The 23,215-nt window shown below is 47.5% G+C and carries 18 protein-coding genes; all 18 read left to right on the top strand.

Annotation, left to right across the window (positions count from 1 at the left end):
- Positions 1 to 158 precede the first annotated feature (158 nt).
- The 18 genes from lepB (at position 159) to map (ending at position 23,061) form a co-directional block, all read left to right on the top strand.
- Entirely contained in the window at positions 159 to 701 is a 543-nt protein-coding gene (lepB, locus tag AC1DLI_RS13810; protein WP_477603462.1) for a signal peptidase I, read from the top strand.
- A gap of 19 nt (positions 702 to 720) precedes the next feature.
- Positions 721 to 1,650, top strand: coding sequence for a DUF4184 family protein (locus tag AC1DLI_RS13805; protein ID WP_477603460.1), 930 nt, complete (start codon positions 721 to 723; stop codon positions 1,648 to 1,650).
- A gap of 164 nt (positions 1,651 to 1,814) precedes the next feature.
- Positions 1,815 to 3,299 (top strand): sensor histidine kinase, encoded by a 1,485-nt coding sequence (locus AC1DLI_RS13800; protein ID WP_477603458.1) that lies wholly within the window; start codon positions 1,815 to 1,817, stop codon positions 3,297 to 3,299.
- Positions 3,271 to 3,960 (top strand): response regulator transcription factor, encoded by a 690-nt coding sequence (locus tag AC1DLI_RS13795; protein ID WP_477603456.1) that lies wholly within the window; start codon positions 3,271 to 3,273, stop codon positions 3,958 to 3,960. Before AC1DLI_RS13800 ends, AC1DLI_RS13795 begins: the two co-directional genes overlap by 29 nt.
- A gap of 24 nt (positions 3,961 to 3,984) precedes the next feature.
- The gene (locus tag AC1DLI_RS13790; RefSeq protein WP_477603454.1) at positions 3,985 to 7,014 is read left to right on the top strand and encodes an efflux RND transporter permease subunit; all 3,030 of its coding nucleotides are present in this window, start codon (positions 3,985 to 3,987) and stop codon (positions 7,012 to 7,014) included.
- Positions 7,015 to 7,215: 201 nt separating this feature from the next.
- Entirely contained in the window at positions 7,216 to 7,554 is a 339-nt protein-coding gene (locus AC1DLI_RS13785; RefSeq protein WP_477603452.1) for a DUF3889 domain-containing protein, read from the top strand.
- Positions 7,555 to 7,634: 80 nt separating this feature from the next.
- On the top strand, positions 7,635 to 7,946 hold the full coding sequence (locus tag AC1DLI_RS13780; protein WP_308996415.1) for a YbjQ family protein: 312 nt from the start codon (positions 7,635 to 7,637) through the stop codon (positions 7,944 to 7,946).
- A gap of 185 nt (positions 7,947 to 8,131) precedes the next feature.
- Entirely contained in the window at positions 8,132 to 10,501 is a 2,370-nt protein-coding gene (locus tag AC1DLI_RS13775) for a hypothetical protein (RefSeq protein WP_477603450.1), read from the top strand.
- Between the two features lie 107 nt (positions 10,502 to 10,608).
- Positions 10,609 to 11,541 carry an ABC transporter ATP-binding protein gene (locus tag AC1DLI_RS13770; protein WP_477605002.1) on the top strand — a complete coding sequence of 311 codons (933 nt, stop codon included), beginning with the start codon at positions 10,609 to 10,611 and terminating at the stop codon, positions 11,539 to 11,541.
- Positions 11,538 to 12,440: an ABC transporter permease gene (locus AC1DLI_RS13765; protein WP_477603448.1), complete on the top strand. Its 903-nt coding sequence runs from the start codon at positions 11,538 to 11,540 to the stop codon at positions 12,438 to 12,440. The genes AC1DLI_RS13770 and AC1DLI_RS13765 overlap by 4 nt, the downstream gene beginning before the upstream one ends.
- Positions 12,441 to 12,667: 227 nt before the next feature.
- Positions 12,668 to 14,440, top strand: coding sequence for a hypothetical protein (locus tag AC1DLI_RS13760; protein ID WP_477603446.1), 1,773 nt, complete (start codon positions 12,668 to 12,670; stop codon positions 14,438 to 14,440).
- 15 nt (positions 14,441 to 14,455) lie between these two features.
- Positions 14,456 to 15,445, top strand: coding sequence for an AAA family ATPase (locus tag AC1DLI_RS13755; protein WP_477603444.1), 990 nt, complete (start codon positions 14,456 to 14,458; stop codon positions 15,443 to 15,445).
- The gene (locus AC1DLI_RS13750) at positions 15,442 to 16,446 is read left to right on the top strand and encodes a DUF58 domain-containing protein (RefSeq protein WP_477603442.1); all 1,005 of its coding nucleotides are present in this window, start codon (positions 15,442 to 15,444) and stop codon (positions 16,444 to 16,446) included. Before AC1DLI_RS13755 ends, AC1DLI_RS13750 begins: the two co-directional genes overlap by 4 nt.
- Positions 16,447 to 16,483: 37 nt before the next feature.
- Positions 16,484 to 18,484, top strand: a complete 2,001-nt coding sequence (locus tag AC1DLI_RS13745) for a vWA domain-containing protein (protein WP_477603440.1) — start codon at positions 16,484 to 16,486, stop codon at positions 18,482 to 18,484.
- Entirely contained in the window at positions 18,468 to 21,350 is a 2,883-nt protein-coding gene (locus AC1DLI_RS13740; RefSeq protein ID WP_477603438.1) for a VWA domain-containing protein, read from the top strand. The genes AC1DLI_RS13745 and AC1DLI_RS13740 overlap by 17 nt, the downstream gene beginning before the upstream one ends.
- A gap of 88 nt (positions 21,351 to 21,438) precedes the next feature.
- The gene (locus tag AC1DLI_RS13735; protein WP_477603436.1) at positions 21,439 to 21,750 is read left to right on the top strand and encodes a rhodanese-like domain-containing protein; all 312 of its coding nucleotides are present in this window, start codon (positions 21,439 to 21,441) and stop codon (positions 21,748 to 21,750) included.
- 155 nt (positions 21,751 to 21,905) lie between these two features.
- Complete coding sequence (locus tag AC1DLI_RS13730; RefSeq protein WP_477603434.1) at positions 21,906 to 22,133, top strand: hypothetical protein; 228 nt, start codon at positions 21,906 to 21,908, stop codon at positions 22,131 to 22,133.
- Between the two features lie 181 nt (positions 22,134 to 22,314).
- Entirely contained in the window at positions 22,315 to 23,061 is a 747-nt protein-coding gene (gene map / locus AC1DLI_RS13725) for a type I methionyl aminopeptidase (RefSeq protein WP_477605000.1), read from the top strand.
- Positions 23,062 to 23,215: the final 154 nt, after the last annotated feature.

Raw genomic sequence — 23,215 nt, 5'->3', positions numbered from 1 at the left:
GCCCCCTTTCGTTTCCACTTTAGCGCATCAGGGCTTCCATTGTCACTTTCTATTTTCAGAGTGTATATGGAAACTTTCCCCAATCAAATGCGTATTAAGCAAAGGCATTTTAAATAGCGCCTAGCAGCAGTTATTATTAATTGAAGAGGTGAAACCGAATGAAAACAGAAAAACGACAATCAAAACGTTTTATGAAGGAATTAAGAGAATGGACGCTATCGCTAGGGATTGCCGTTATCGCAGCCCTGCTGTTTCAAAACTATGTATATGCGCAATCCGAGGTTCAAAATGTTTCCATGCAAAATACACTAATTGCTGGTCAACGATTAATCGAAGATAAGTGGTCCTATCATTTTCATGAGCCGCGGCATGGCGATATTGTCATTATAAATGGACCGGAGAGTGATTTGAGGTTGATCAAGCGTGTCGTAGGCATTCCGGGAGATGTCATTGATATCCAAAACGGAGAAGTATATTTAAACGGAGAAAAAATTAACGAAGAATACGTTAAAGGACGGACATTTGCCGGCAGCGTACCCGTTCCTTTTACGATAGAGGATGGACAGTTGTTTGTCATGGGTGACAACCGTGAACATAGCATGGACAGCCGTGCACTTGGACCAATCGCCAGATCAAGCATTGAGGGAAAAGCGGTATTGCGCATTTGGCCGCTGCCTAAGTTCGGTACACTTAAAGAATAATAGGAGGCTTTAAACCCGCATGCCATTTACGTTGTCACACCCTTTGTTTGCGGCACCCCTAAAGAAGGTAATTCCGTCATTAAGCATGACGGGCTTAATCCTTGGCAGCATGTCTCCGGACATAGAGTACTTTATCGCGATGCAGCCATTTCGTTCCATTGGCCATTCCATAGAAGGATTTTTTCTGTTGGTTCTGCCCATTTGTATCACTTTTGCTTTTGGATTTCACTTTATTATTAAGCCTTCCCTGCCAGAGCTGCTGCCAAAAATCGGTGGTATTCATCAATATGCTTCTTATTTGAACCGGACTTGGCGTATGAGCGAGATCGAGGACTGGATAAGGTTTATCTTTTCCTTATTTATTGGATTTTTATCCCATGTGTTTTTGGATCATTTTACGCATAGCGGAGGCTGGTTCGTACTTCGAGTCCCTTTTCTGCAATCCCAGGTCATGGGCGATTATGTCTATCATATTCTCCAGCTCTCGTTATCGGTTCTTGGAGCTGCTATACCGGGACTTTATTTCATATATCGTTACTTAGATTGGAAAAGGAACCACAAACGGTCTGCGGCTTACCAACAATCGCGAAGCCCTTTTAAGTATTGGGGGCTTTTTCTATTGGCTGCATCTGTTCTTTTGTTTGGCAAGCTCATGATTTCAGGCAGCTTTTTTTCAATAAGTATTTGGGTCGTTGCYCCAATTACTGCCGCGGTTTTGGCTTTATATTTAACTTCTATGCTGCAATTAGCTTACATGTCCTTTCAGAAAGGATGGGGGATATTTTTTTCTGTTCTTATATTAGCTATTATTGGAGGCTTTGAATGGGTTACCTATAATCAGAAATTTTCAACGATAAGCTGGATATCATACACTTGGCTGCTTACAGCCGTTTTGCTCATAAGTTCTATATCCATTACTAGTAAATCGAAAAGGAATTCAACTAATTAACGAGGCTTAAATTTAACATCATTAAATAGTTATACCATTAATTAATTCCGGGAAATCGATCAAACGTAATAATTTTGTAAGAATTGGTTTCAAGTTCGTTTAGAAATAGCCGTTATGATAAACCATAGATTCAACAATATTGCATCAGCGAGGCGTGATCGGAATTGTCGATTCGAGTAAAGCTATACATGTCCTACATAGCGATGGTGATCGTGCCGCTCATATTAATGAGTGCTTTCATGATATTCATTTTTTATGCTCGCGGGGTTGAGGATGTCCGGCAATATTTTGAAAAGGAAAACAAAGAACCTTATCTTCAAGCACTCGTGTATGGCGAGTTGTCATATGTGCTGCGAAATGATGCAGGCGAGTTGGAGAAGCAGGAATACCTAGCCGAAATTCAAGAGAGGTTAGGCGAGCAGTGGGCGGGACTTCTTGTATCTCGGGATGGACAAATCAAATCAGTAGCTCCTTTTTTGAAAGAGGCTGCACCGCATGCGGATTGGCAGAATTTGTTGGATCAACCGCCTTCAACCGTGACGTTTAATTCGTTTCGTTTTGAAACAAGTGCCGTTGATTTTACTTATCCGGATGGTGGTAAGGGAAGAGCCCTGCTGTTCAGAAGATATGATTCGGTACCTATTTATTGGAGGCCGGTCGGAACGGCATTCAGCCTGGCATTCATTGGCTTAACCAGCCTGCTGCTCACTTATTTCGTATCAAGGAGCATAATACGGCCGATCAAGAAGCTTGAAGCGGCAGCTCTTCAAATTAAAGACGGTGACCTCTCTCATAAGGTAGAGGCGACARCTAAGGGGGAGATTGGCCAGCTCAGCATTGCATTTGAGGATATGCGGGTGAGACTGAAGCAATCGATTGATCAGAGCCTTCAATATGAAGAAAACCGAAAAATGCTGTTATCGCATATTTCGCATGATTTAAAAACACCGATATCAGCAATTAAAGGTTATGTCGAAGGCATCATGGACGGTATTGCGAATACCGACGAGAAGCGGATCCGTTACATGGAAACGATTTACCGCAAAGCATCGGACATGGATCAATTGATTGACGAGCTGTTCCTGTTCTCGAAGCTTGATCTCCAAACAGTGGCTTTCGATTTCAAGGTCATCGATATTCGCCGCTATATGGAGCATTTTTTGGACGAGCAGCGGTTTGATTTGGAGAAATCGGATATGGAATTGATTTATTCGAATCAAGAGGCAGAGCCGCTTTTCATTGCTGCTGACCCGGATAAGCTGAGTAGAGTGCTGACCAACATTTTGAACAATTGCGTGAAATACATGGGTGAGCATACCGAACCTGCTAATAAGAAAATTTTGGTTCAATTAATGGAGCAGGAGCAGCATGTTTTAATTGTGATCGAAGATTCCGGTCCAGGGATTGACGAGGATGATTTACCATTTATATTCGATCGTTTCTATCGCGCAGAACAATCACGCAATCTAGAAACAGGCGGAAGCGGACTTGGCCTTGCGATCGTCAAACAAATAATCGAAGGGCATGGCGGTACGGTTTGGGCGGAAAATGCAGAGCATGGCGGTGCCCGGTTCTGTTTAAAGCTTCCTAAATCAGCAACCGTTAAAACGGTGGATGATCATGAAGAGCATACTAATCATAGAAGATGAGAAAGCCATTGCAGAGCTGGAACGCGATTATTTGGAGAGCTACGGCTTTTCCGTTCACATAGAAGGAAGAGGCGATATYGGACTTCAGAAAGCATTGGAAGGAAAGTTTGACCTTATCATTTTGGATGTCATGCTTCCAAAAGTCGATGGTTTCGAGATTTGCCGCCAAATTAGGCAATCCATTAATATTCCCGTGCTTATGGTAACAGCGAAAAAAGAAGATATTGATAAGATTAGAGGACTTGGTTTAGGTGCGGACGACTACATGACGAAGCCATTCAGCCCGAGCGAGCTAGTGGCAAGGGTGAAAGCGCATTTGGCTCGTTACGAGCGTTTGACAGCGGATAAAGGGGAGCGGGCCGAGCATATTCGTATTCGCGGTTTGTTTATTGATAAACCGTCGCGCAGAGTCATGATTCATGAACAGGAAGCGATGCTGACATCCAAGGAATATGAATTGCTGCTGCTGCTCGCTTCCCATCCTAATCGCGTGTTTGAGAAAGAAGAGCTTTTCGAGCGAATTTGGGGTTTGGATTCAAATGGAGACGCAGCTACGGTAACGGTTCATATTCGGAGGCTGCGCGAAAAAATTGAGCATGACCCGTCAAAACCCCAATATATCGAGACGATTTGGGGAGTCGGTTATCGTTTTAAAGTATAGATAGATGATAAGGAGTGGGGAAAATTGAAGAGTATTATCCGTTTTTCGCTTAACAACAAATTTGCTTTATGGATTTTGACGCTGCTAGTTTTATTTGCGGGACTCTATTCAGGCTTGAATATGAAAATGGAAACCCTGCCTGACATTACAGTTCCGATCGTCAGCGTCACAACGGTCTTTCCCGGAGCTGCGCCGGAAGAAATCATGGACAAAATTACGAAGCCGATTGAGCAGCGCACGCGAAATCTGAAAGGCGTTGAAGTGATCAGCTCTACGTCTTATGAAAATGCATCATCGGTCGTTATTGAGTATACGTACGAGACGGATATGGATAAAGCGGCGACGGAAGTGAAAAACGCGCTGTCTGAGCTGTCGCTGCCGGATGGTGCGCAAGATCCAGCGGTATCCCGTATCAGTCTGAATGCTTTTCCAGTTGTTTCGCTAAGCCTCTCTAATGATAAATTGGATCTGGAGCAGCTTACGAAGGAAGTGCAGGATAATGTTCTGCCGCGTCTGCAAGGGATTGAAGGTGTAGCCAGCGTACAAATTTCCGGACAGAACGTGAAGGAAGGCGAGCTTGCCTTTAAACAGGATAAACTGAAGCAAACCGGTTTGACTGAGGACATGGTGAAGGGCATTATTCAAGCGTCTGCCGTCTCTGTGCCGCTCGGTATTTATGAGTTCGGTGACTCTGAGAAAGCGCTCGTCATTGACGGCAATATTTCCACCGAAGATGATTTGAAAAATATGATCATCATGCCGGGCATCAAGCTGAGCGATATTGCGGATATCAGCGTAATCGGGAAAGCCGAGTCGATTTCCCGTACGAACGGCAAAGCAGCTATCGGATTAAACATCGTTAAATCCGCTGACTCCAATACGGTTGATGTCGTCAACAACGTAAAAGAGGAAATTAAAGAGCTTGAAAGCAAGAATGAAGGACTATCGTTTGTAATGACGCTTGATCAAGGCAAGCCGATCGAGGATTCCGTTCACACTATGCTTAGCAAAGCCATCATCGGAGCTTTGTTCGCTGTCATTATTATCATGATTTTCTTACGCGATATCCGCTCCACGATTATTGCTGTCGTATCGATCCCGCTGTCTATCCTTATCGCGCTGTTAATATTAAGCCAGATGGATATTACGCTTAACATTATGACGCTGGGAGCGATGACCGTTGCAATTGGACGCGTTATCGATGATTCCATCGTCGTCATCGAGAACGTTTACCGACGAATGGCTTTGCCTACGGAGAAGCTGAAGGGTAAGGAGTTAATCCTTGATGCGACTAAAGAAATGTTCGTGCCGATATTGGCTTCGACAATCGTAACGATTGCGGTATTCCTGCCACTGGGACTTGTATCCGGCATGATCGGCGAAATATTTCTACCATTCGCATTAACCATCGTATTCGCATTGCTTGCATCTTTGCTAGTAGCGATTACCGTTGTGCCTATGCTGGCACACATGATGTTCCGTAAAGGAATGAAGGCAGGCAAAGCGCATCATGATAAACCGGGTCGTCTGGCTGAATGGTATAAAGGCGTGCTGCGTTGGTCACTGGACCACAAAGCGATTGCTTTTGGTTTGGCTGTTCTCCTTTTAGTCGGCAGCTTGTTCCTCATTCCCGTTATCGGCACAAGCTTCTTAGCTGGCGATGAACAGAAAATGATGGTCGTTTCTTATAACCCTGCGCCTGGGGAAACGCGCGAACAGGTTGAAAAAATGGCGCTTGATGCTGAAAAGCAGCTTCTGGGTCGCGAAGGACTTACCGTTGTCCAGTATGCAGTAGGCGGACAAAATCCGTTTAGTCCCGGCGCTTCAAAGCAAGCGTTGTTCAACCTAAGCTATGAAGAAGATTTTGAGGATTTCACGGCTGAAAAAGAAAAAATCGTACCGCTTCTTCAAGAACTTGGCGGAGAAGGGGAGTGGAAGCAGCAGGACTTCTCAGGCGGCGGCCTAGGCGGATCAGGTATATCCATGCTGGTATATGGACCGGATATGAAGTCGCTCCAGCCTGTTGTGGATGATCTGACTAAAAAGCTTGCTGAAAATAAAGACTTGAAAAACATCGATTCCAGCTTATCGGAAACGTATGAGCAATACCGACTCGTTGCAAATCAAGAAAAACTGAGCCAAAACGGCTTAACCGCAGGCCAAATTGCGATGGCTTTAAGTCCCGTACGGGAGCGTCCTGTGCTGACTACCATCGAAAAGGATGGCGAGCAATTTAACGTTTATGTGAAGGTTGAAGCGAAAACCTACAGCAATAAAGCAGATCTTGAAAATGTGAAATTGACTTCGCAAATGGGTACTGAGGTTTCGCTTAAAGATGTGGTAACGATTGAAGAGGGCGAATCGCCTAATACGATTACAAGACGTGATGATCGCATTTATGCCGAAGTATCCGCGGATGTAACCGCATCTGATGTTGGTAAAGTATCAACTGAGCTGCAGAAAATGATTGATGAGACGGATCTCCCAGCAGGTGTTGACATTGACATGGGCGGTGTAACCGAACAAATTAATGAATCATTCACTCAGCTCGGACTTGCGATGCTCGCTGCCATTGCCGTGGTGTATCTAGTTCTTGTCATTACCTTTGGCGGTGCAGTAACGCCATTTGCCATTTTGTTCTCCTTGCCGTTTACAATAATTGGCGCATTGGTGGGTCTCCTTATCGCAGGTGAAACACTTAGCGTAACGGCTATGATTGGAGCGCTTATGCTGATCGGTATTGTCGTCACGAATGCGATTGTCCTTGTTGACCGCGTGATCCAAAAGGAAAAAGAAGGACTTTCCATTCGCGAATCTCTTATCGAAGCGGCGGGCACTCGACTTCGTCCGATCTTGATGACGGCGATTGCTACGGTTGGCGCCCTTCTCCCGCTTGCATTCGGTTTTGAATCCGGCGGTTTGATTTCGAAAGGGATGGCAGTTACCGTAATTGGGGGACTAACAAGCTCCACCTTGCTTACGCTCATTATTGTTCCTGTCGTGTATGAATTCTTGAATCGCAAGCGGAAGTACCGTGCGGTTGAAGAGGGCTAATAAAGTCACGGATTGCATTTGAAACGCAGAAGGCTGTCTTTAGGTAAAAACCTGAAGGCAGTCTTCTTTTTTCTCTTACTTCGTTTGATAATCATCTAGAGCAGAGTAATCTTCTGCTGGATGCTTTTGCAAAAGCGAATAGGACGATTCAAAGTTGGTGAACCTAAGCCTATCTTTTTTCTATTGACAGGTGGTGGTAAAATGCTGCGTCATATCGTAATGAAGGCTGTCTTTGTTTTGCTCAGCCTAGCTCATTCTGAGGTGACTTCATCGGGCGAAACAGCAATATATTCAGAGCCTTCTTACGCAAAGTGGGGGAGGATTGCAATCGAGGAAACGTCAAAGACTTATCGCGATGCCTCGATTATTGACTATAAATATGAAGGCAGAAAAGTTTTGTCTGATGAACAAGCCGAGGAGAGCTTTGTGCTTTGGCTGCGTAAGGATGCCAGAGAATTTGGGGTCAGGGTCCGGATGACGATTCAAATTGGTTCAGATGAGCTTTTGCAGCTCAAGCTGGTAGAGCTTCCTTCCAATTAATTGAAACATTTAGCCAGGCTTCATCGTAATAGAAGCAAAACAATAAGAAACGCTTCTAGAGAAGCGAGAGGAGCTTAAGCATGCTAATTACGACAACGCCAACCATTGAAGGCCGTCCTATTCAGGATTATGTAGGAGTCGTTACCGGTGAAGCGATTATGGGTGCAAACGTCGTACGCGACTTCTTTGCATCGATAACGGATATTGTCGGAGGACGTTCGGGCGCATATGAGAGTAAACTAAAGGAAGCACGCGATGTAGCGATTGATGAGATGAAAAACCAAGCGGCAAGGCTTGGAGCAAATGCGATCGTTGCAATCGATATCGACTATGAGGTCGTTCGTGAAGGCATGCTGATGGTCGCCGTTAGCGGGACGGCCGTTCGTTTATAAGGAAAATCATAGAATTAAAAGCGACAGTGTTCAGGTTAGCATAAGTTTTTCTTATGCAATCGGTACTGTCGCTTTTTTTTTGCTCAATTTGCAAATTTGGGAATTTTTGCAACCTTTTGATTGTAAAAACCGTTAAAATAAGGATGTACATAAATTGAATGACGAGTAAAGAGAGGGGTCGGAAAGTGAATCGATTTTTGAGAAAAGGAAACCGGGCCGTCATATTTACGGTCTTATTCAGCATGATTGCCGCTTTATTGGGAGTGACTGGTCAAGTACAAGCCGCTCCTGAAGAGAGCGGGATTTTGTTGAATGCCAGTGTAGGCTATCAAGGAAACATGAAGCAAAATGAATGGTATCCGGCAAGATTTACATTAACAAATACGACGGATGCGGATTTGAAAGGCGAGCTTGTCATTTCTTATCTTATTGCTAACACACAAACCTCTAGCGATATCGTCATACCTGCCGTGCTTCCCAAGGGGACTGCTATTGAATTAACGGCATCCATTCCAGGCGAATTGCTTAATCAAAACAACAACCAAATCCGATTTTTTAAGGACTCATTCAAATCTGGCAAGACCGTTCCGATTATCGGTAATGACTTTATAAATGCGAGGACGACAAACACAAATACGATTGGCGTCATTTCTCGTGATCCGGATACGTTGAATTTCATGCCGTCTTTAAACCAAAGGGGCTTTGATATCGCCGTTATTCCGATAGAAGAAAAGGAATTGCCGACAGATCCCGTGTTATTGAATACGATCGATACGCTCGTCATTAATGACATGGCAACGGCAAGCTGGGACGAGCATAAGATAAAAGCGATACAAGATTGGGTCCGGCTGGGCGGAACGCTCGTGTTGTCCGGAGGAGTAGGTTACAGCAAAACTGCAGAAGGCTTCAAACAAATTACTCCTCTCGAGGCGATGGGGACTACGAAGTTATCGAGCGTTTCATCGCTTGTCAACGCAGGCGGAGCCGCGTTAAAGCTGGATTCTCCAATGACCGTCTCGACTGGCACCATAACGGATGGAAAAGCGGTGCTTGCTGAAAACGGCTTGCCGCTCGCAGTGTCTCGCATGATCGGATTCGGCAGCGTAATTTATGTCGCTTTTGATCCATCGCTACAGCCGATGTCTACTTGGTCTGGGAGCGCGGTGCTCTGGGCAAGTATGCTTCAAAAAACGCTAACTCCGATTCAACCGGGATCGATCAATGTCTCAAATGAGATGTATTGGAACATGAATAATTTGATTGATCAATTTCCATCGATTAAACCACCCAATTTCACGTTGCTGCTGTTGATGTTCGTAGGTTATATGATTATTGTTGCTCCTGTGCTCTATCTGATTTTAGTAAAAGCAGATTGCAGAGAATGGTCTTGGTGGCTTATTCCGACTCTTTCGGTGATCACAGGAATCGCCATATTTTTCTTCGGCGCAGAAGATAAAAGAAATATATCTTCCCATAGCATTGAGATTATCGAGCTCACCGGACGGGGAGAGGCAGTGCGTTCGGGCGCAACAGCGGTATTTATGCCCACTGGCGGCACGGTAAAAGCAGAATTCGATGAAAAAGTAAATATCAAAACGTATTCAGCAAACTTCCAGAACGCTGCGCTTGCGCTTGACGGAAAAGAACAGGTCATCATGGAGAATGACGGAACATCGATGATCTGGCGTTCTGTTCCTTATTGGTCAACCCGAAAGGTTTGGTTGGAACGGCGCATGATGGACAGCGAGCCAGGACAGCTGACGTTAGCTTATAAGCAGTCGAAGAATGAAATCGAAGTAACGGCAAAAAACGATACTTCGACCGATCTCACGCATGTGGCACTCCTTATTAACGGACAATCCTTGCTTTTCGGCGACTTGAAGAAAGGTGAAAGCGGAAAAACGATAATAAAGAATGGCATCGGCAGTTTTTCCGGCTATTATTCTTATGGAGACAAAATTTTTCCATACCCATCAAATCGCACGAAGGATGATTTCTATCGTCAACGTCAGCTTGTGGACAATTACGTGAATCGCAATAACGGCGGGATTTTGGCACCGAGCCCAGTTATCGTGGGCTTCAGCATTGACCATGATCAGAGTTACAAGGTGAACGGTAAAAACGTAAGGTCAGATAATTTGAAGCTCTGGACCCAGAAGCTTGAACCGTCATTTGTCGACGGGAATCGCGCCATTGTACCGGCAGGTCTCGTTAATCCAATTATTAAGCAAAATAGCATGCAACGATTAGAAAATTACGGAAATGGCACCTATTCCATGAGTGACGGAGAGCTTATATTTGAATACCAGCTTCCTAATTCGGGACACGTCAGGTATGACAAGTTAGATATCATTTTTAATAACGGAATACCTAATACCATTATGACCGTTGCGGCTTGGAATGATAAAACGGGAAAATGGACGGAAATAAAAGATGCAATCGCTGCCCCGGGCGAGTATCTGATTGATAACGAAATTCTTCGCATGAAGGTTACGGCAGCAGGGTCCATCGATATGAACCTGCCATTGATCGCAATGGAAGGAGAGGTGCAATAGCAATGAGCAAAAACAACGACGTCGAAATTATTAATGTAGAAGTGATAAAACCCGCAGTTGAGGAAAATGGCTCCAATCAGCAATCCGATGTGCGGATTGATGTACCCATGATAGAAATTAGGCAGCTCACCAAAACATTTGGTAGCTTTCAAGCGTTGAAATCGATTGATTTAACCATTCCGAAAGGTACGGTATTCGGTTTTGTTGGACCGAACGGAGCAGGGAAATCCACGACGATGTCCATTTTGGCCACGCTGATGATTCCTACCTCCGGCACGGCAAAGGTAGATGGCTTTGATGTGACTAAGTATCCAGATGAAGTGCGGAAGCGAATTGGTTACATGCCGGATTTTTTTGGCGTGTATGATCAATTCAAAACGGAAGAATATTTGCATTTCTATGGAGCCAGCTACGGGATTCCGAAGGCGGAGCGGGAGCAGCTTATACCTCAGCTGTTGGAGCTGGTCAATCTAAGCGATAAAAAAGATGCTTATGTGGACACACTCTCTCGCGGAATGAAGCAGCGGCTTTGCTTGGCTAGGTGCCTTGTCCATGATCCTGAGCTGCTCATCCTTGATGAGCCTGCCTCAGGCCTTGATCCCCGTGCGCGTATCGAGATGCGGGAAATTCTCCGAGAACTTAAATCGATGGGCAAAACGATCATTATCTCATCGCATATTTTACCTGAGCTTGCCGAAATGGTAGATGAAATCGGCGTAATCGAACATGGGCAAATGATAGCGATTGGAAACGTGTCGGATATACAAAACCGTTTGCGCGTAAAGAGATTCCTTCATATCAGGCTGCTTGATCGTGAAGCAGAAGCGGAAGTTTTCTTGCGTGAACGGCCTTACGTAAACCGGATTTTGCGGGATGAACGAGGCATACAAATCCATTTTGGCGGTCAGGATGCCGAGCAGTCAGAGCTTCTGCACGAACTAGTCGCGGCAGGGTTTCAGCTCATTTCATTCAGCGAAGCGCAAACCAATCTTGAGGATGTATTTTTGGAAATAACGAAGGGAGGCGACGGACTCGAATGAAGGAGCAAATCGCTGCAAGGCATGCCAGAGCAAACTGGCGAAATAAGCTGATTAATCCGGTTTTAAATAAAGAATTCAAATTAAGAATGCGAACGCCTCGGGCAATGTGGACGCTGTTTTTCTATTTATTTGCCATCGGCTTGATGGCTTTAAGCGCTATTTATTTAATGGAAGTGAATAGAGGTGGCGGTCAGTCCTTTAATCCGGAGCAGAGCAAGCTGTTATTTTATTTTTTGAGTATGGCACAGCTCGGATTGATTGCGTTCATGGCACCGGGCTTGACCGCAGGGGTCATTAGCGGGGAGCGGGAGAAGCAAACGCTTAACTTGCTGCTGACAACGCAGCAGAGCTCTGCTACGATCGTGCTGAGCAAGCTTGTTTCATCCCTTAGCTTTATGGTGCTGATTGTTCTGAGTACCATTCCAGTATACAGCATGGTTTTTTTGTACGGCGGCATCTCGCCTAAGCAGCTTGTACTCGTTTTTTTATTTTATGTGTTCATTATGCTGGTGCTCGGCTCTTTTGGCATTTTGTTTTCCTCGCTGTTTAAACGAACGATGATTTCAGTCATTGTCACATACGGCGTTACGTTGTTTATTTTTGGCGGGACGGCGCTAGTGTTTTTTGTAATGGTCGGCACGATGGATCGTGTGCCGCAATCCAGTTTGAACAATTACAGCTGGATGGGCCATATTCTTGCATGGAATCCTGTTGCGGCGTTATATAGTATTCTTGATCCGTCAATTACCGGGCAAGCCTATTCTGCATTTAGGAGCCCCCCGACCGGTCAGAAAGAACCATTTGCACTGTGGAAGGAATTTATGATTATTTATACGGTATTATCTGCCGTGGCGTTGTGGCTAGGTATTCGCAGCCTGCGTCCTCGCTTGAAGAAATAATCAGCTATGCTTCATTAAGCTGCAATTATTTATGCTAACGAAGTTAAGTTTTGCAAACTAATTAGGCATAGCCTAATTTAAGTTGCAATTTATGCTTACGAAGTTAAGTTTTGCAAACTAATTAGGCATAGCCTAACTAAGTTGCAAATTATGCTTACGAAGTTAAGTTTTGCAGACCAATTTGGCATAGCCTAATTGAGTTGCAAAACTTTTAGGAGGAAGCGCTAATGCAGAAAAAAACATTGATTGAGCTGCTGCGGCCCGTTAGAACGAGATTGACTTTGTTTGCTGTGATTCGTTATACGCTGCTGGGTCTGCTATATGGCAGTGTTGCAGGGCTGTTGGTGCTAGGGGCAAGCAGACTGTGGCCCATATTGCTCGCACGGCCTCTAGCTGTAGTTTTGGTCTTCGCTGGCATGGCTTTAGGGGCAGGAGCGGGTGTTTGGAGGCGCGCTTCTTTAAGGGAAGCCGCTCGTGTAATGGATCGGCAAGAAACAGAGGATGCGATTTCGACCGCATTGGACGGTTTGCTGCGCGAGGATATTCATGAGCAGCCGATCGTTAAGCTGCAGCGCGAAGAGGCGACGCTGGCAGCCGAACGGTTTGTGAGCGCGCTGCGCGTAAGCTTGCCATGGCCGCCATGGCGCAGCTGGCGGTCACTCGTTTATGGCGCAGCAGCTATATGGGTTGTGACGGCTGCGCTGCTCGTCATGCCTAATCCGCTTGATGGGCGGGCGGAGGCGCTTGCTCAGGCGAAGGAACGCCTGGATGCGCTGGAGCGCGAGGCGGATGAGCTGGCCGAGCTGGTTGAAGCAGCGGAGTTACCGGAGGAAGCGAAGCAGGAGCTGATGCAGCCGCTGGAGGAGCTGCGAAGCAAGCTCGATGCGCTGAGCGGCGACGGGGCTGAAGCGCTGGAGCAGCTGGAGGATGCGATAAGCGAGCTGGAACAAACCGCGGAGGCGGCGCAGCAAGCCGCAAAGCGGATGGAAACTGCGGCGGATGCGATGAGCATGGAGCCTAGCTTGCGGCAGCTCGGTCAAGCTTTGCAGGACCGGGACGCCGCAGGCATGCAGCAAGCGATCGGCGATATGCGATCGCAGCTGCAAAGATTGTCGCCAGAGCAGCGTGAAGCGCTGGCGGAAGCACTTGAGCGGCTGGCGGCGGAGCAGCCGCAGGAGCAGGGCGCCGCAGAGCTTGCCGCGGCGCTTGAAAAGGCGGCGCAGCAGGCACGCGACGCTGGCGGCGAAGCCGCCTCTAAAGGCGAGAGCGACGGCGATGCGCTCGCCGCTCTGGAGGAAGCGCTCGCCCGCGAATTGTCGCAGGGCGAGCTGGAGCAGCTGGCCCGGTCCATGTCGGGCCAGCTTGGGCAAAGCGGGCAGCAGCTGGCAGAGCAGCTGGCTGCGCAGGGCGGTACGGTGCCGCCGGGATGGAGCGGCGTTGCCGGAGCAGGCGGAGCCGCAGGTACGGGTGGCGCGGCTGGCACTTCCTCAGGCTCAAATGCCGGATCGCCTTCAGGAGCAGCCTCCGATCCCAACTCTGGAGCGGGTAGTAATCCAAGCACCGGCTCTGGTTCTGGCTCCGGTTCTGGTTCTGGTTCTGGTTCTGGTTCTGGTTCTGGCTCTGGGTCTGGGTCTGGATCTGGTTCTGGCACTGGTTCTGGAACTGGGTCTGGATCTGGATCTGGATCTGGATCTGGCTCAGGGTCCGGATCTGGTTCAGGATCGGGCGCGGGAACGGGAATGGGCGGCAGGAACCTGATCACGACGCCGCGGAATATGCAAGGCTCCGGCAATGTGCAGCAGGATGGAGGCCCCTCCACGGGCGGTCAGACGGAGAAAGGCGGTCAATCACCGATGATTGACGGCATGACGAGGCCGTATGAGGATGTTTATAACGATTATGCCACGGAAGCCAAGGAATCTCTTGGCCGTTCTCAGCTTCCTGACAGCATGCAGGAAAAAGTGAAGGAATATTTTGACCAAATACAACCAAACCGATAATGGAGGTGATCCGAGATGATTGAATCGAAAGCGCAATTAGAAGAAGCTGCGGCGAGGATCGCCGTACTTAAGGAGGAAATCGGACGGGTAATCGTCGGTCAACATACCGTAGTGGAGCAGCTGCTTTGGTGCTTGCTTGCAGGCGGTCATGCACTGCTGGAGGGCATTCCCGGCTTAGGTAAAACGATGCTCGTACGGACGATCGCAGACAGCATTGCTTTACAATTTTCCAGGATTCAATTTACACCTGATCTGATGCCCTCGGATATTACAGGTACAACGTTGATTGACTTCGGCGCACAGGGAAGCGCAGCTCACCGTTTCCAGCCGGGGCCTATATTCGGGAACCTTGTGCTCGCAGATGAAATTAATCGTGCGACGCCGAAGACGCAAAGCGCCTTGCTGGAAGCGATGCAGGAAGGTACGGTAACGGCAGGCGGAGAGACGCATCGCTTACCGAAGCCTTTTTTCGTATTGGCAACTCAAAATCCGATTGAGCAAGAAGGGACTTACCCGCTGCCTGAAGCGCAGCTTGACCGTTTTTTATTAAAGATCGGTGTCGATTTTCCAACTCGCGATGAGCTAAAGCAAATCGTGCTGCGTACGACTTCCGCCGTGCAGCCCCAGGCCTCTGTCGTCATGTCGTCCGGAGAACTGACAGACCTCCAGGCAGCAGCCAAACAGATTCTTGTTGCGGAGGATGTGCTGGATTTTGCCGTTAAGGCTGTGATGATGTCGCATCCGCATGAGCCGGATGCGCCAAGCGATGTCAAAAGATATGTTCGTTTCGGTGCAGGACCGCGTGCTCTTCAAGCGATCATCGCTGTTAGTAAGGTCAGGGCTTTAGCCTCCGGCAGGCTGCATATTTCGTGGAATGATATCCGGCAGACGGCATTGCCAGTGCTGCGCCATCGCATTGTGCTTAGTTATGAAGCGCAGGCAATGGGATTAACGAGTGATCGAATGACGGAATCTATATTATCGGCTATCGAGGCGGAACGATGAACGGGGACAAGGCTGCTGAGAATGGTGAGCATGCTTTATTTTCAGGGATGGATACCGTAACGGCGCAGGAAGCGCTCCAACTATTGTTTCCGAATCTTTCCCTGCTTTCCGAGCTCGATCGTATGAGCATACGTGCAGGCAACCGGATTAAAGGGATGCTGGCGGGCAAAAGGCGATCAAGCACGCTCGGTGGCTCGCAGGAATTTGCGGATTACCGTCCTTATTCGCCTGGCGATGATGTTAGAAGAATCGACTGGAATGTTTACGGCCGCACGGGAAAAGCATTTTTACGGCAATATTGGGATGAACAGGAGCTTCAAGTTAGTCTATACATTGACGCATCGCGCTCTATGGATTTTGGGGAAGACAGCGTGAATAAGCTGCAGTATGCTTTAAGGCTCGCTGCTTGTCTAGGCTATGTGGCGCTAAGCGGCGATGACCGTATCTCGATTCGATTATTTCGTGACCGGATAATCAATGAGCTGCAGCCTCTTCATGGCCGCGCTTCTTCTCCAAAGCTGTTTCAATTTCTTGCTGAAGCGATGCGGCAGCTCGAGGTTGATAATAAGGCGGTTGCAGCAGCGGTTGATTTCTCCAATCTGGCTGTACCTTTTAGTACGAGAGCCGCATTGCCAAGACGCTCGGGTTCCGCATGGGTGTTGACGGATGGAATGTTTGAGAGCGGCGTGGAAGAGACCATCGTATCGTTAATTGCGGCGAGACAAAGAGTTGTGCTGCTGCATGTATTATCGGAAGACGAACTGCACCCCGGTCTTAGCGGCGAGCTAAAGCTGATCGACAGCGAGCTTGGAACAGGGAAAGAGGTAGCCGTCGGACATAAGATTTTGAAGGAATATGGCGAAACCGTAGCAGCGTTTCAGAGCGAGCTTAAACGGATTTGCGCCGAACGCGGCGCCGTTTATGTTTTTGTGAATACAAGTATTTCGCTTGAAGAAACAATCAGGCATACCTTGCTTTCCTCGCAGGTGCTAAATAGCTGAGAATCGATGATGAATTAACCGGAGAGGAGGGGAATGGATGCAGTTTTTGTCCATTGCATCTGCTTGGTTTGCAGCTGCCTTACCAGCTATCGCTGCCATGTACTTATTAAAGCGAACCTATGAAAATAAAATCATTTCAAGCCATTTGCTATGGAAAAGAGTACTTCAGGAACAAAAAGCAAATCGGCCATGGCAGAAGCTTCGCAGCCGCTGGCTGCTGCTCTTGCAGCTGTTGATAGCGATCATATTAGTTCTCGCTTTAATGGAGCCTGTTTTAACGAGACCGGCTGCGCCATCAGGACATGCTGTTCTGCTCATTGACCGCTCTGCGAGTATGGCGTCATTCTTAAGCTCAGCCAATCAAGCCTCAAGCCCAGAACCGGCTACCCGGCTTGAATTAGCAATTAAGGAGGCCGAACACTGGATTGATCTGCAGACGAGCAGCAGACCGATCACATTAGTAGCGACGGGCGCCCAGCCTGAAGTGCTTGCCAACCGGCAAACCAATAAGGAAGAGATTATCCGGCAGCTGCGGGACATCGTACCGTTTTACGGCAAGTCTGACCAAGCAGCTGCGCTTTCGCTTGCGGATTCCCTGCTGCTGGATGACCCATCCGGGGAAATTGTGATTTATACGGACGGACATTGGTCCGATGCCCTAGAGGCAAATAAGCTGAAGCTTCAAGCTTCGGCTGAACTAAATGTTTTGGATGATTCGGAGCCAAGCCATAATTTATCCATCGCATATTTTGGAATAAAATCGTCTGTAAGCAGTAACGGTAAGGGGAGTGGCGTTGTTACCCTTCGGAATGACGGCGGGCAGGAGAAATCGCTGACGCTTGAGGTGTACGCGGTGACTGCATCTGGAGAACGGATTTTAGCCGCGGAACCGCTTGTTTCCATTCCGGCAGAAGAATGGGAAAGCGTGGAATTGAGCGAGCTGCCTGAGGCGTTATACTATAAAGCACAAATTAAGCAGTCCGATGATATTTATTTAGCGGATAATACGGCATATCAATTCCCGGCCATACCTCGAAAAAAACAAGCGCTGCTTATCACGGATGGCAACTTGTTTCTAGAAAAAGCGCTCCAGCTTGCCGGCGTGCAAACCGTTAAGATCAGTCCTGACAGCCCTGCACCAACAGGCGAGCAGGCAAACAAAATCGACTGGATTGTTTGGGACGGGTTGAATGAACGGTTGGCTGCAGATCAAGAGTGGTCTAAGCTGCTCGATTCGAAACCCGTATGGATGATCGATCATCCAGAGCAAGCGGATAAGAATGCAGCAGTGCCTGCAAATAATCGCGTGGTGACAAAAGAGCATACCGTCACTTCGTATCTATCCTTTGCTGACACTCATATCGGCAGGCTTGCTCAGCCCTCTGCGACTGATTTGGCATGGGGAGAACCAGTTCTCAGCTACGGCGGAATTCCTGCTATTTATGCGGGGACATATGACGGAAAACCGCGGCTTCGTTTCACCTTCAATTTTCAAGATACGGATCTCCCGCTGCGTCCAGAATTTCCCGTCCTTATCGTTCAAGCGGCGGAATGGATGAGCGGAGGGCTGCAGCTTGAGCTTGGTTCGGCCATTGCGGGGCAACAGGTGGAGCTCTCACTTCACTCGGATACCGTGAATGCGGAATGGAATACAGTGGAACTTGCTGCTTCAGGAACTTCCGCAGGGCAACAGAAATCTGACGAGCTCGAAATCGATGCAGCAGGGCTGTATCCAGCGCCTTCTATTCCGGGGTTATATCGACTAATCGAAAAGAACAAAGAAAATGCGGTTGTCAGCGATCGATTATTAGCTGTAACAGCCGATCAAGCGGAGCTAATGAACCTTGCTTCTTCGGAAGAAAAGCTGCAGCTAGTGTCGGATCAGGCAGCCGCGCTTTCGGATGCGACAGAAACGACAAGTCCAGATCAACTAACAATAAGAAAGCAGCAGCTATCGCTTCAGCTATATGCGGCAATTCTTCTGCTTCTTGTATTGGCTGCGGAATGGGAGGTATATCGTCGTGGGATTTCAAGCTAATAACCCTTGGGCGCTCTCACTCATTCTGCCTCTGCTTCTTTATGTGTGGTGGATGTCGCGAATGACTCTGCGGCTGCGAGGCGGACGCAAGCTCATATCTATCGTCACTCGAACCACTATTCTCTTGCTATTAATCGCCATAATGGCAAATATCCAGCCTTTTATCGAGAGGGAACAGCGAAAGGTAGTATTTCTGGCAGACAGATCTGCGAGCATGCGGGCAGACACGCGTATGGGCGAATGGATTAAAGAAGCTTGGGCTTCCAAAGAGCAAGAGGACTTCGGAGGCATTGTTTCCTCTGGTTTAAATGCCGCAGTTGAACGATCGTTAACGCAGCACTTATTCGAGAACGAACAGAGCTTTTCGTTCCGGGCAAATATAAATCAACAATATACGGATTTATCGCAAGGACTGCAGCTTGCTGCAGCAATGCTTCAAAAGGACGGCGGAGGCCGTATCGTGCTGCTTTCGGACGGATCGGAAAATGTGGGCGATGCACGGAGACAAGCCCGTTTATTGAAAAATGCAGGCATTGCCGTTGATGTTGTCCAAATGGATTCGGAAGCGGTAAAGGATGCTTCGATTGAGGAATTGAACGTTCCTGCGTCACTAAAGCAAGGCGAGACGTTCAGCTTTGAAATTGTAGTCAATAGTACGACTGCCGGACCTGCCCAGCTGCGTCTTTATGCTGATAATGCTGAGCTGTCCGTTTCCGACATTCAGCTCGAAAAAGGAGAAAACCGAATCGCATTGCAAAGTCTCGCGGCTGAACCAGGTTTTCACCGCTTCAGAGCTGAAATTTTTGTTTCTGGCGATGAACAGCAGGCCAATAATACGGCACATGCCTTTAGCCGAGTAAACGGACCGCCTGCCGTATTGATCGTGGAAGGGGTTCGCGGTTCATCCGCAAACATTGAAGCGGCGCTTCAAGCATCGTTGATTCGCTTTGAAACGATCATCCCTGAGCAATTATCGGTGGAGCTAGCCGAATATGCAGCTTATGACAGCATTATATTKAACAATGTATCTGCAACGCGCATTGCCGAGAAACCAATGCAATGGATGGCGAAGGCAGTAAGCGACTACGGCGTTGGACTTATGATGCTCGGCGGCGATGAAAGCTTTGGTCTTGGGGGCTATTTCAAAACACCAATCGAGCGGGCGCTTCCAGTACATATGGATCTGCAAGGCAAGAAACAAATTCCATCACTCGGACTCGTCCTAGTTATTGACCGTTCCGGAAGCATGTCAGGCGGGAAGCTGGAGCTTGCGAAGGAAGCCGCCATGCGGACGATTGAGCTGCTGCGCGACACGGATACCGTAGGCGTGGTTGCATTCGACTCTTCCCCTTGGTGGGTTGTGGAGCCGACTCAGCTTAAGGATCGGGAAGCAATCCTTACAAAAATTAAAGGCATACAGCCTGAGGGCGGCACTGAAATATTTACTGCGCTGCGCGCAGGCTATGAAGGTTTAAAGGAGCTTGATGCTCAGCGTAAACATATGATTATGCTGACTGACGGCCAATCCTCAACAACAGCCAATTACAAAGCGATCACGGATGCAATGAATGAGGAGAATATGACGCTATCCACCGTTGCGGTAGGGGACGGGGCGGATCAACAGCTGCTTAAACGGCTGGCTGATGACGCTAAGGGACGTTACTATTTTACAAAAGATCAAAGTACGCTGCCGGCTATATTTAGCCGTGAGACCGTTATGATGTCTAGAACCTATATCGTAGAGCAAACCTTTACGCCCAGTATCGGGCAAGCAGGCGATTGGTCATCGCATTGGCGGAATGGATTGCCTGCCATTAACGCGTATATCGCAACTTCCCCAAAAGAAACAGCGGAGATTGCGCTATGGACGCCAGATGGCGATCCGCTGCTCGCCCGCTGGCCATACGGATCAGGCAGAACAGTAGCTTGGACGAGCGATTTGATGGGAAAATGGTCCAGCCAGTGGGTGCAGTGGCCGGAGCTGCCAAGCGTATTCGTGGATTGGGTAAAATGGACGTTCCCGCAATTTGAGCGCGCGCCTTATTCCATTTCCACACAAATGACCGGAAATGAAGCAAAGCTAAGCGTTCGATCGCTTGCTGAAGGCGACATTGCCGACAGCGGTCTATCCGCGGGAATTCAAGATCAAGAGGGCAACCATGAAAAAAAACGACTGATGCCTGTGGCGCCGGGTGAGTACGAAGCTAAGCTTAACGTATCAGAGCCAGGCGTATATCTAGCGCAAATTGGACAAAAGTCGGATGATTCCTCCATCCAAAACGGGAGCACGGCTGGCTTTGTTATTCCCTACTCGCCTGAGTACCGTATAGCGAATGAGGATGGACCCGCACTTTTGGAGCAAATCGCCGCAACGACGGGGGGAAGGATAATCGATCTCTCTGAACCGGAGCAGGCTTATCAATTTAATCCTTTGCCTTCGAAACAGATCTATGATTGGACACGTGCGCTGCTTATTTCAGCTTTATTGTTATGGCTGCTCGATATAGCGGTTCGAAGACTATCCATTCCATGGGAACGAATGATTTCGTTGATCAAACGCCCTTTTCATGTTAAAACTTATTCTGTGTTAAAGGAAACAAAAATGACTGGGGAGAGATCAGCATCGTATAGCGCTGTATCCAGACTGAAGGAACGCAAGACGGAAGCCAATCGTTTTTATGGGAGCGGCAGCAGGCAGAATTCAGCGGAGTCGAGACCAGTGCCGAGAAGCGAGCCTGCTCCTTCAACCGGGAAAGAAGTCATTCCGGAAAAATCGGTAAAGAGTCCTTCAGCGATAACAAGTGAAGCGGCAAAGGATGCTACGATCAATCGTTTATTAGCCGCGAAAAACAAAAATCGGCGGTAAAAGCGGCCAAGATAGACATGCAGATGCCTACGCGATACAATGCTTGTATACAATTAAACACTAAGCATCGCTTGAAGGGATGAGTACTATGTATCCAGAAATGACGGCAGCTGAGCTTGACATCCAGCTGAAAGAAGGCAAAAAATTAAATCTAGTTGATGTTCGTGAGCCTGACGAATGGCAAGAAGGCCATATCAAGGAAGCACGCAGCATTCCATTGTCTGAGCTTCAAGAGCGAATCAACGAGCTTCAACAGGGCGAGCAGGACATTGTTCTGATTTGCAGAAGCGGGGGACGCAGCGGCAAAGCATGTGACTTCCTACATAATCAGGGCTATAAAGTCGTCAACGTAACCGGCGGAATGCTTCAATGGCCTGGCGAGGTTGTTTACGGTCAATAAGTTTTCAATTTAAATACAAGACTGCATGTCAAAAAAGCCCATTAAGGGCTTTTTTATTTCTATTTTAAGGATATAAATTGAAGTCTTAGGGCAAAATCATATCCGATTATTTTTATTGATCTTTGCAAGCGACAATTTGAGAGGATGAGAATAAAATGGTTAATGCCGAATATACGGCTGAACAAATCAGTGAGTGGAATATGATCGTGAAAAACGCGGTGTCGATAGAGCTGAGAGTGAGTAATGCAGAAATAGAGAACACCGTAAGAATGATGGATAAGCAGGGCTTTAAGTCGAAGGGATCATGGGCTTCTATGGAATTATCAGACCATACGGTCATTAATTTTTGGAAGAAAGAGCTCATCAAAGATACGAATGCGTAACGGGAGTAATAATTAATACTGACAACCTGGCGTTTCAATGACGCTGGATAGGGATAAAGCGCTCAAGCTCGCTGGATATATTTTTGCGGCTGTTTGAGTTATTCTTAATATCACATGCTGTTATATAGAATAAAATACTTCAGGCTGTTATGTCATTGGAGTAAAGGATTGGGTGATTGGAATGATTGTAATCAAGACAAATGAAGAAATCATGAAAATGAAAAAAGCGGGCGAAATTTTAGCTGCATGCCATCGCGAGCTGCGCACATTCATCCGGCCTGGAATTACGACGCTCGAAATCGATCAATTTGCCGAAAACTTTATACAAAATAATGGAGCGATACCGGAGCAAAAAGGATATCATGGGTATCCATTTGCAACCTGTACCTCGGTTAACGATGTGATTTGCCATGGCTTTCCGAGTAAAACAGTGCTGGCTGAAGGTGATATCGTTACCGTTGATATGGTCGTTAATTTGGACGGCTGGCTTGCAGATTCAGCATGGTCTTATGCAGTAGGCAGCGTATCTGAAGCTTCGCAGAAGCTGCTCGATGTAACGAAGGAGTCCCTCTACAAGGGAATTGAGCAGGCTGTAGTCGGTAATCGAATCGGTGATATTTCGCATGCGATTCAAGCATTCGCGGAAGCGCAAGGCTTTTCGGTTGTAAGAGATTTTATCGGTCACGGCATTGGGCAGGAAATGCATGAGGAGCCTCAGGTGCCGCATTACGGACCTCCCCATCGAGGAACTCGATTAAAGGCCGGCATGGTGCTAACGATTGAGCCGATGCTGAATACGGGGAAATACCACAGCAAAATTGATCAAGACGGATGGACCGCTAGAACAGTTGACGGCGGATTGTCAGCCCAATACGAGCATACGCTTGCGATAACTGAGGATGGACCTATTATTTTGACAGAACAATAGAATGGCATGTATTGCCAAGGTATTATAAATGTTATTGAATTTATACAGGCTGACGTCATTGACGGAAGCCTGTTTTTTTTCGTTACATTTTCAACTAAAATAACGTCTAATCTTATAGATAAATCGATTTTCCTCTAAGTATTTTCCTCTAAGT

The organism is Paenibacillus sp. 01T443, assembly GCF_056398325.1.
This window is presented reverse-complemented; position numbering and strand designations above follow the sequence as displayed.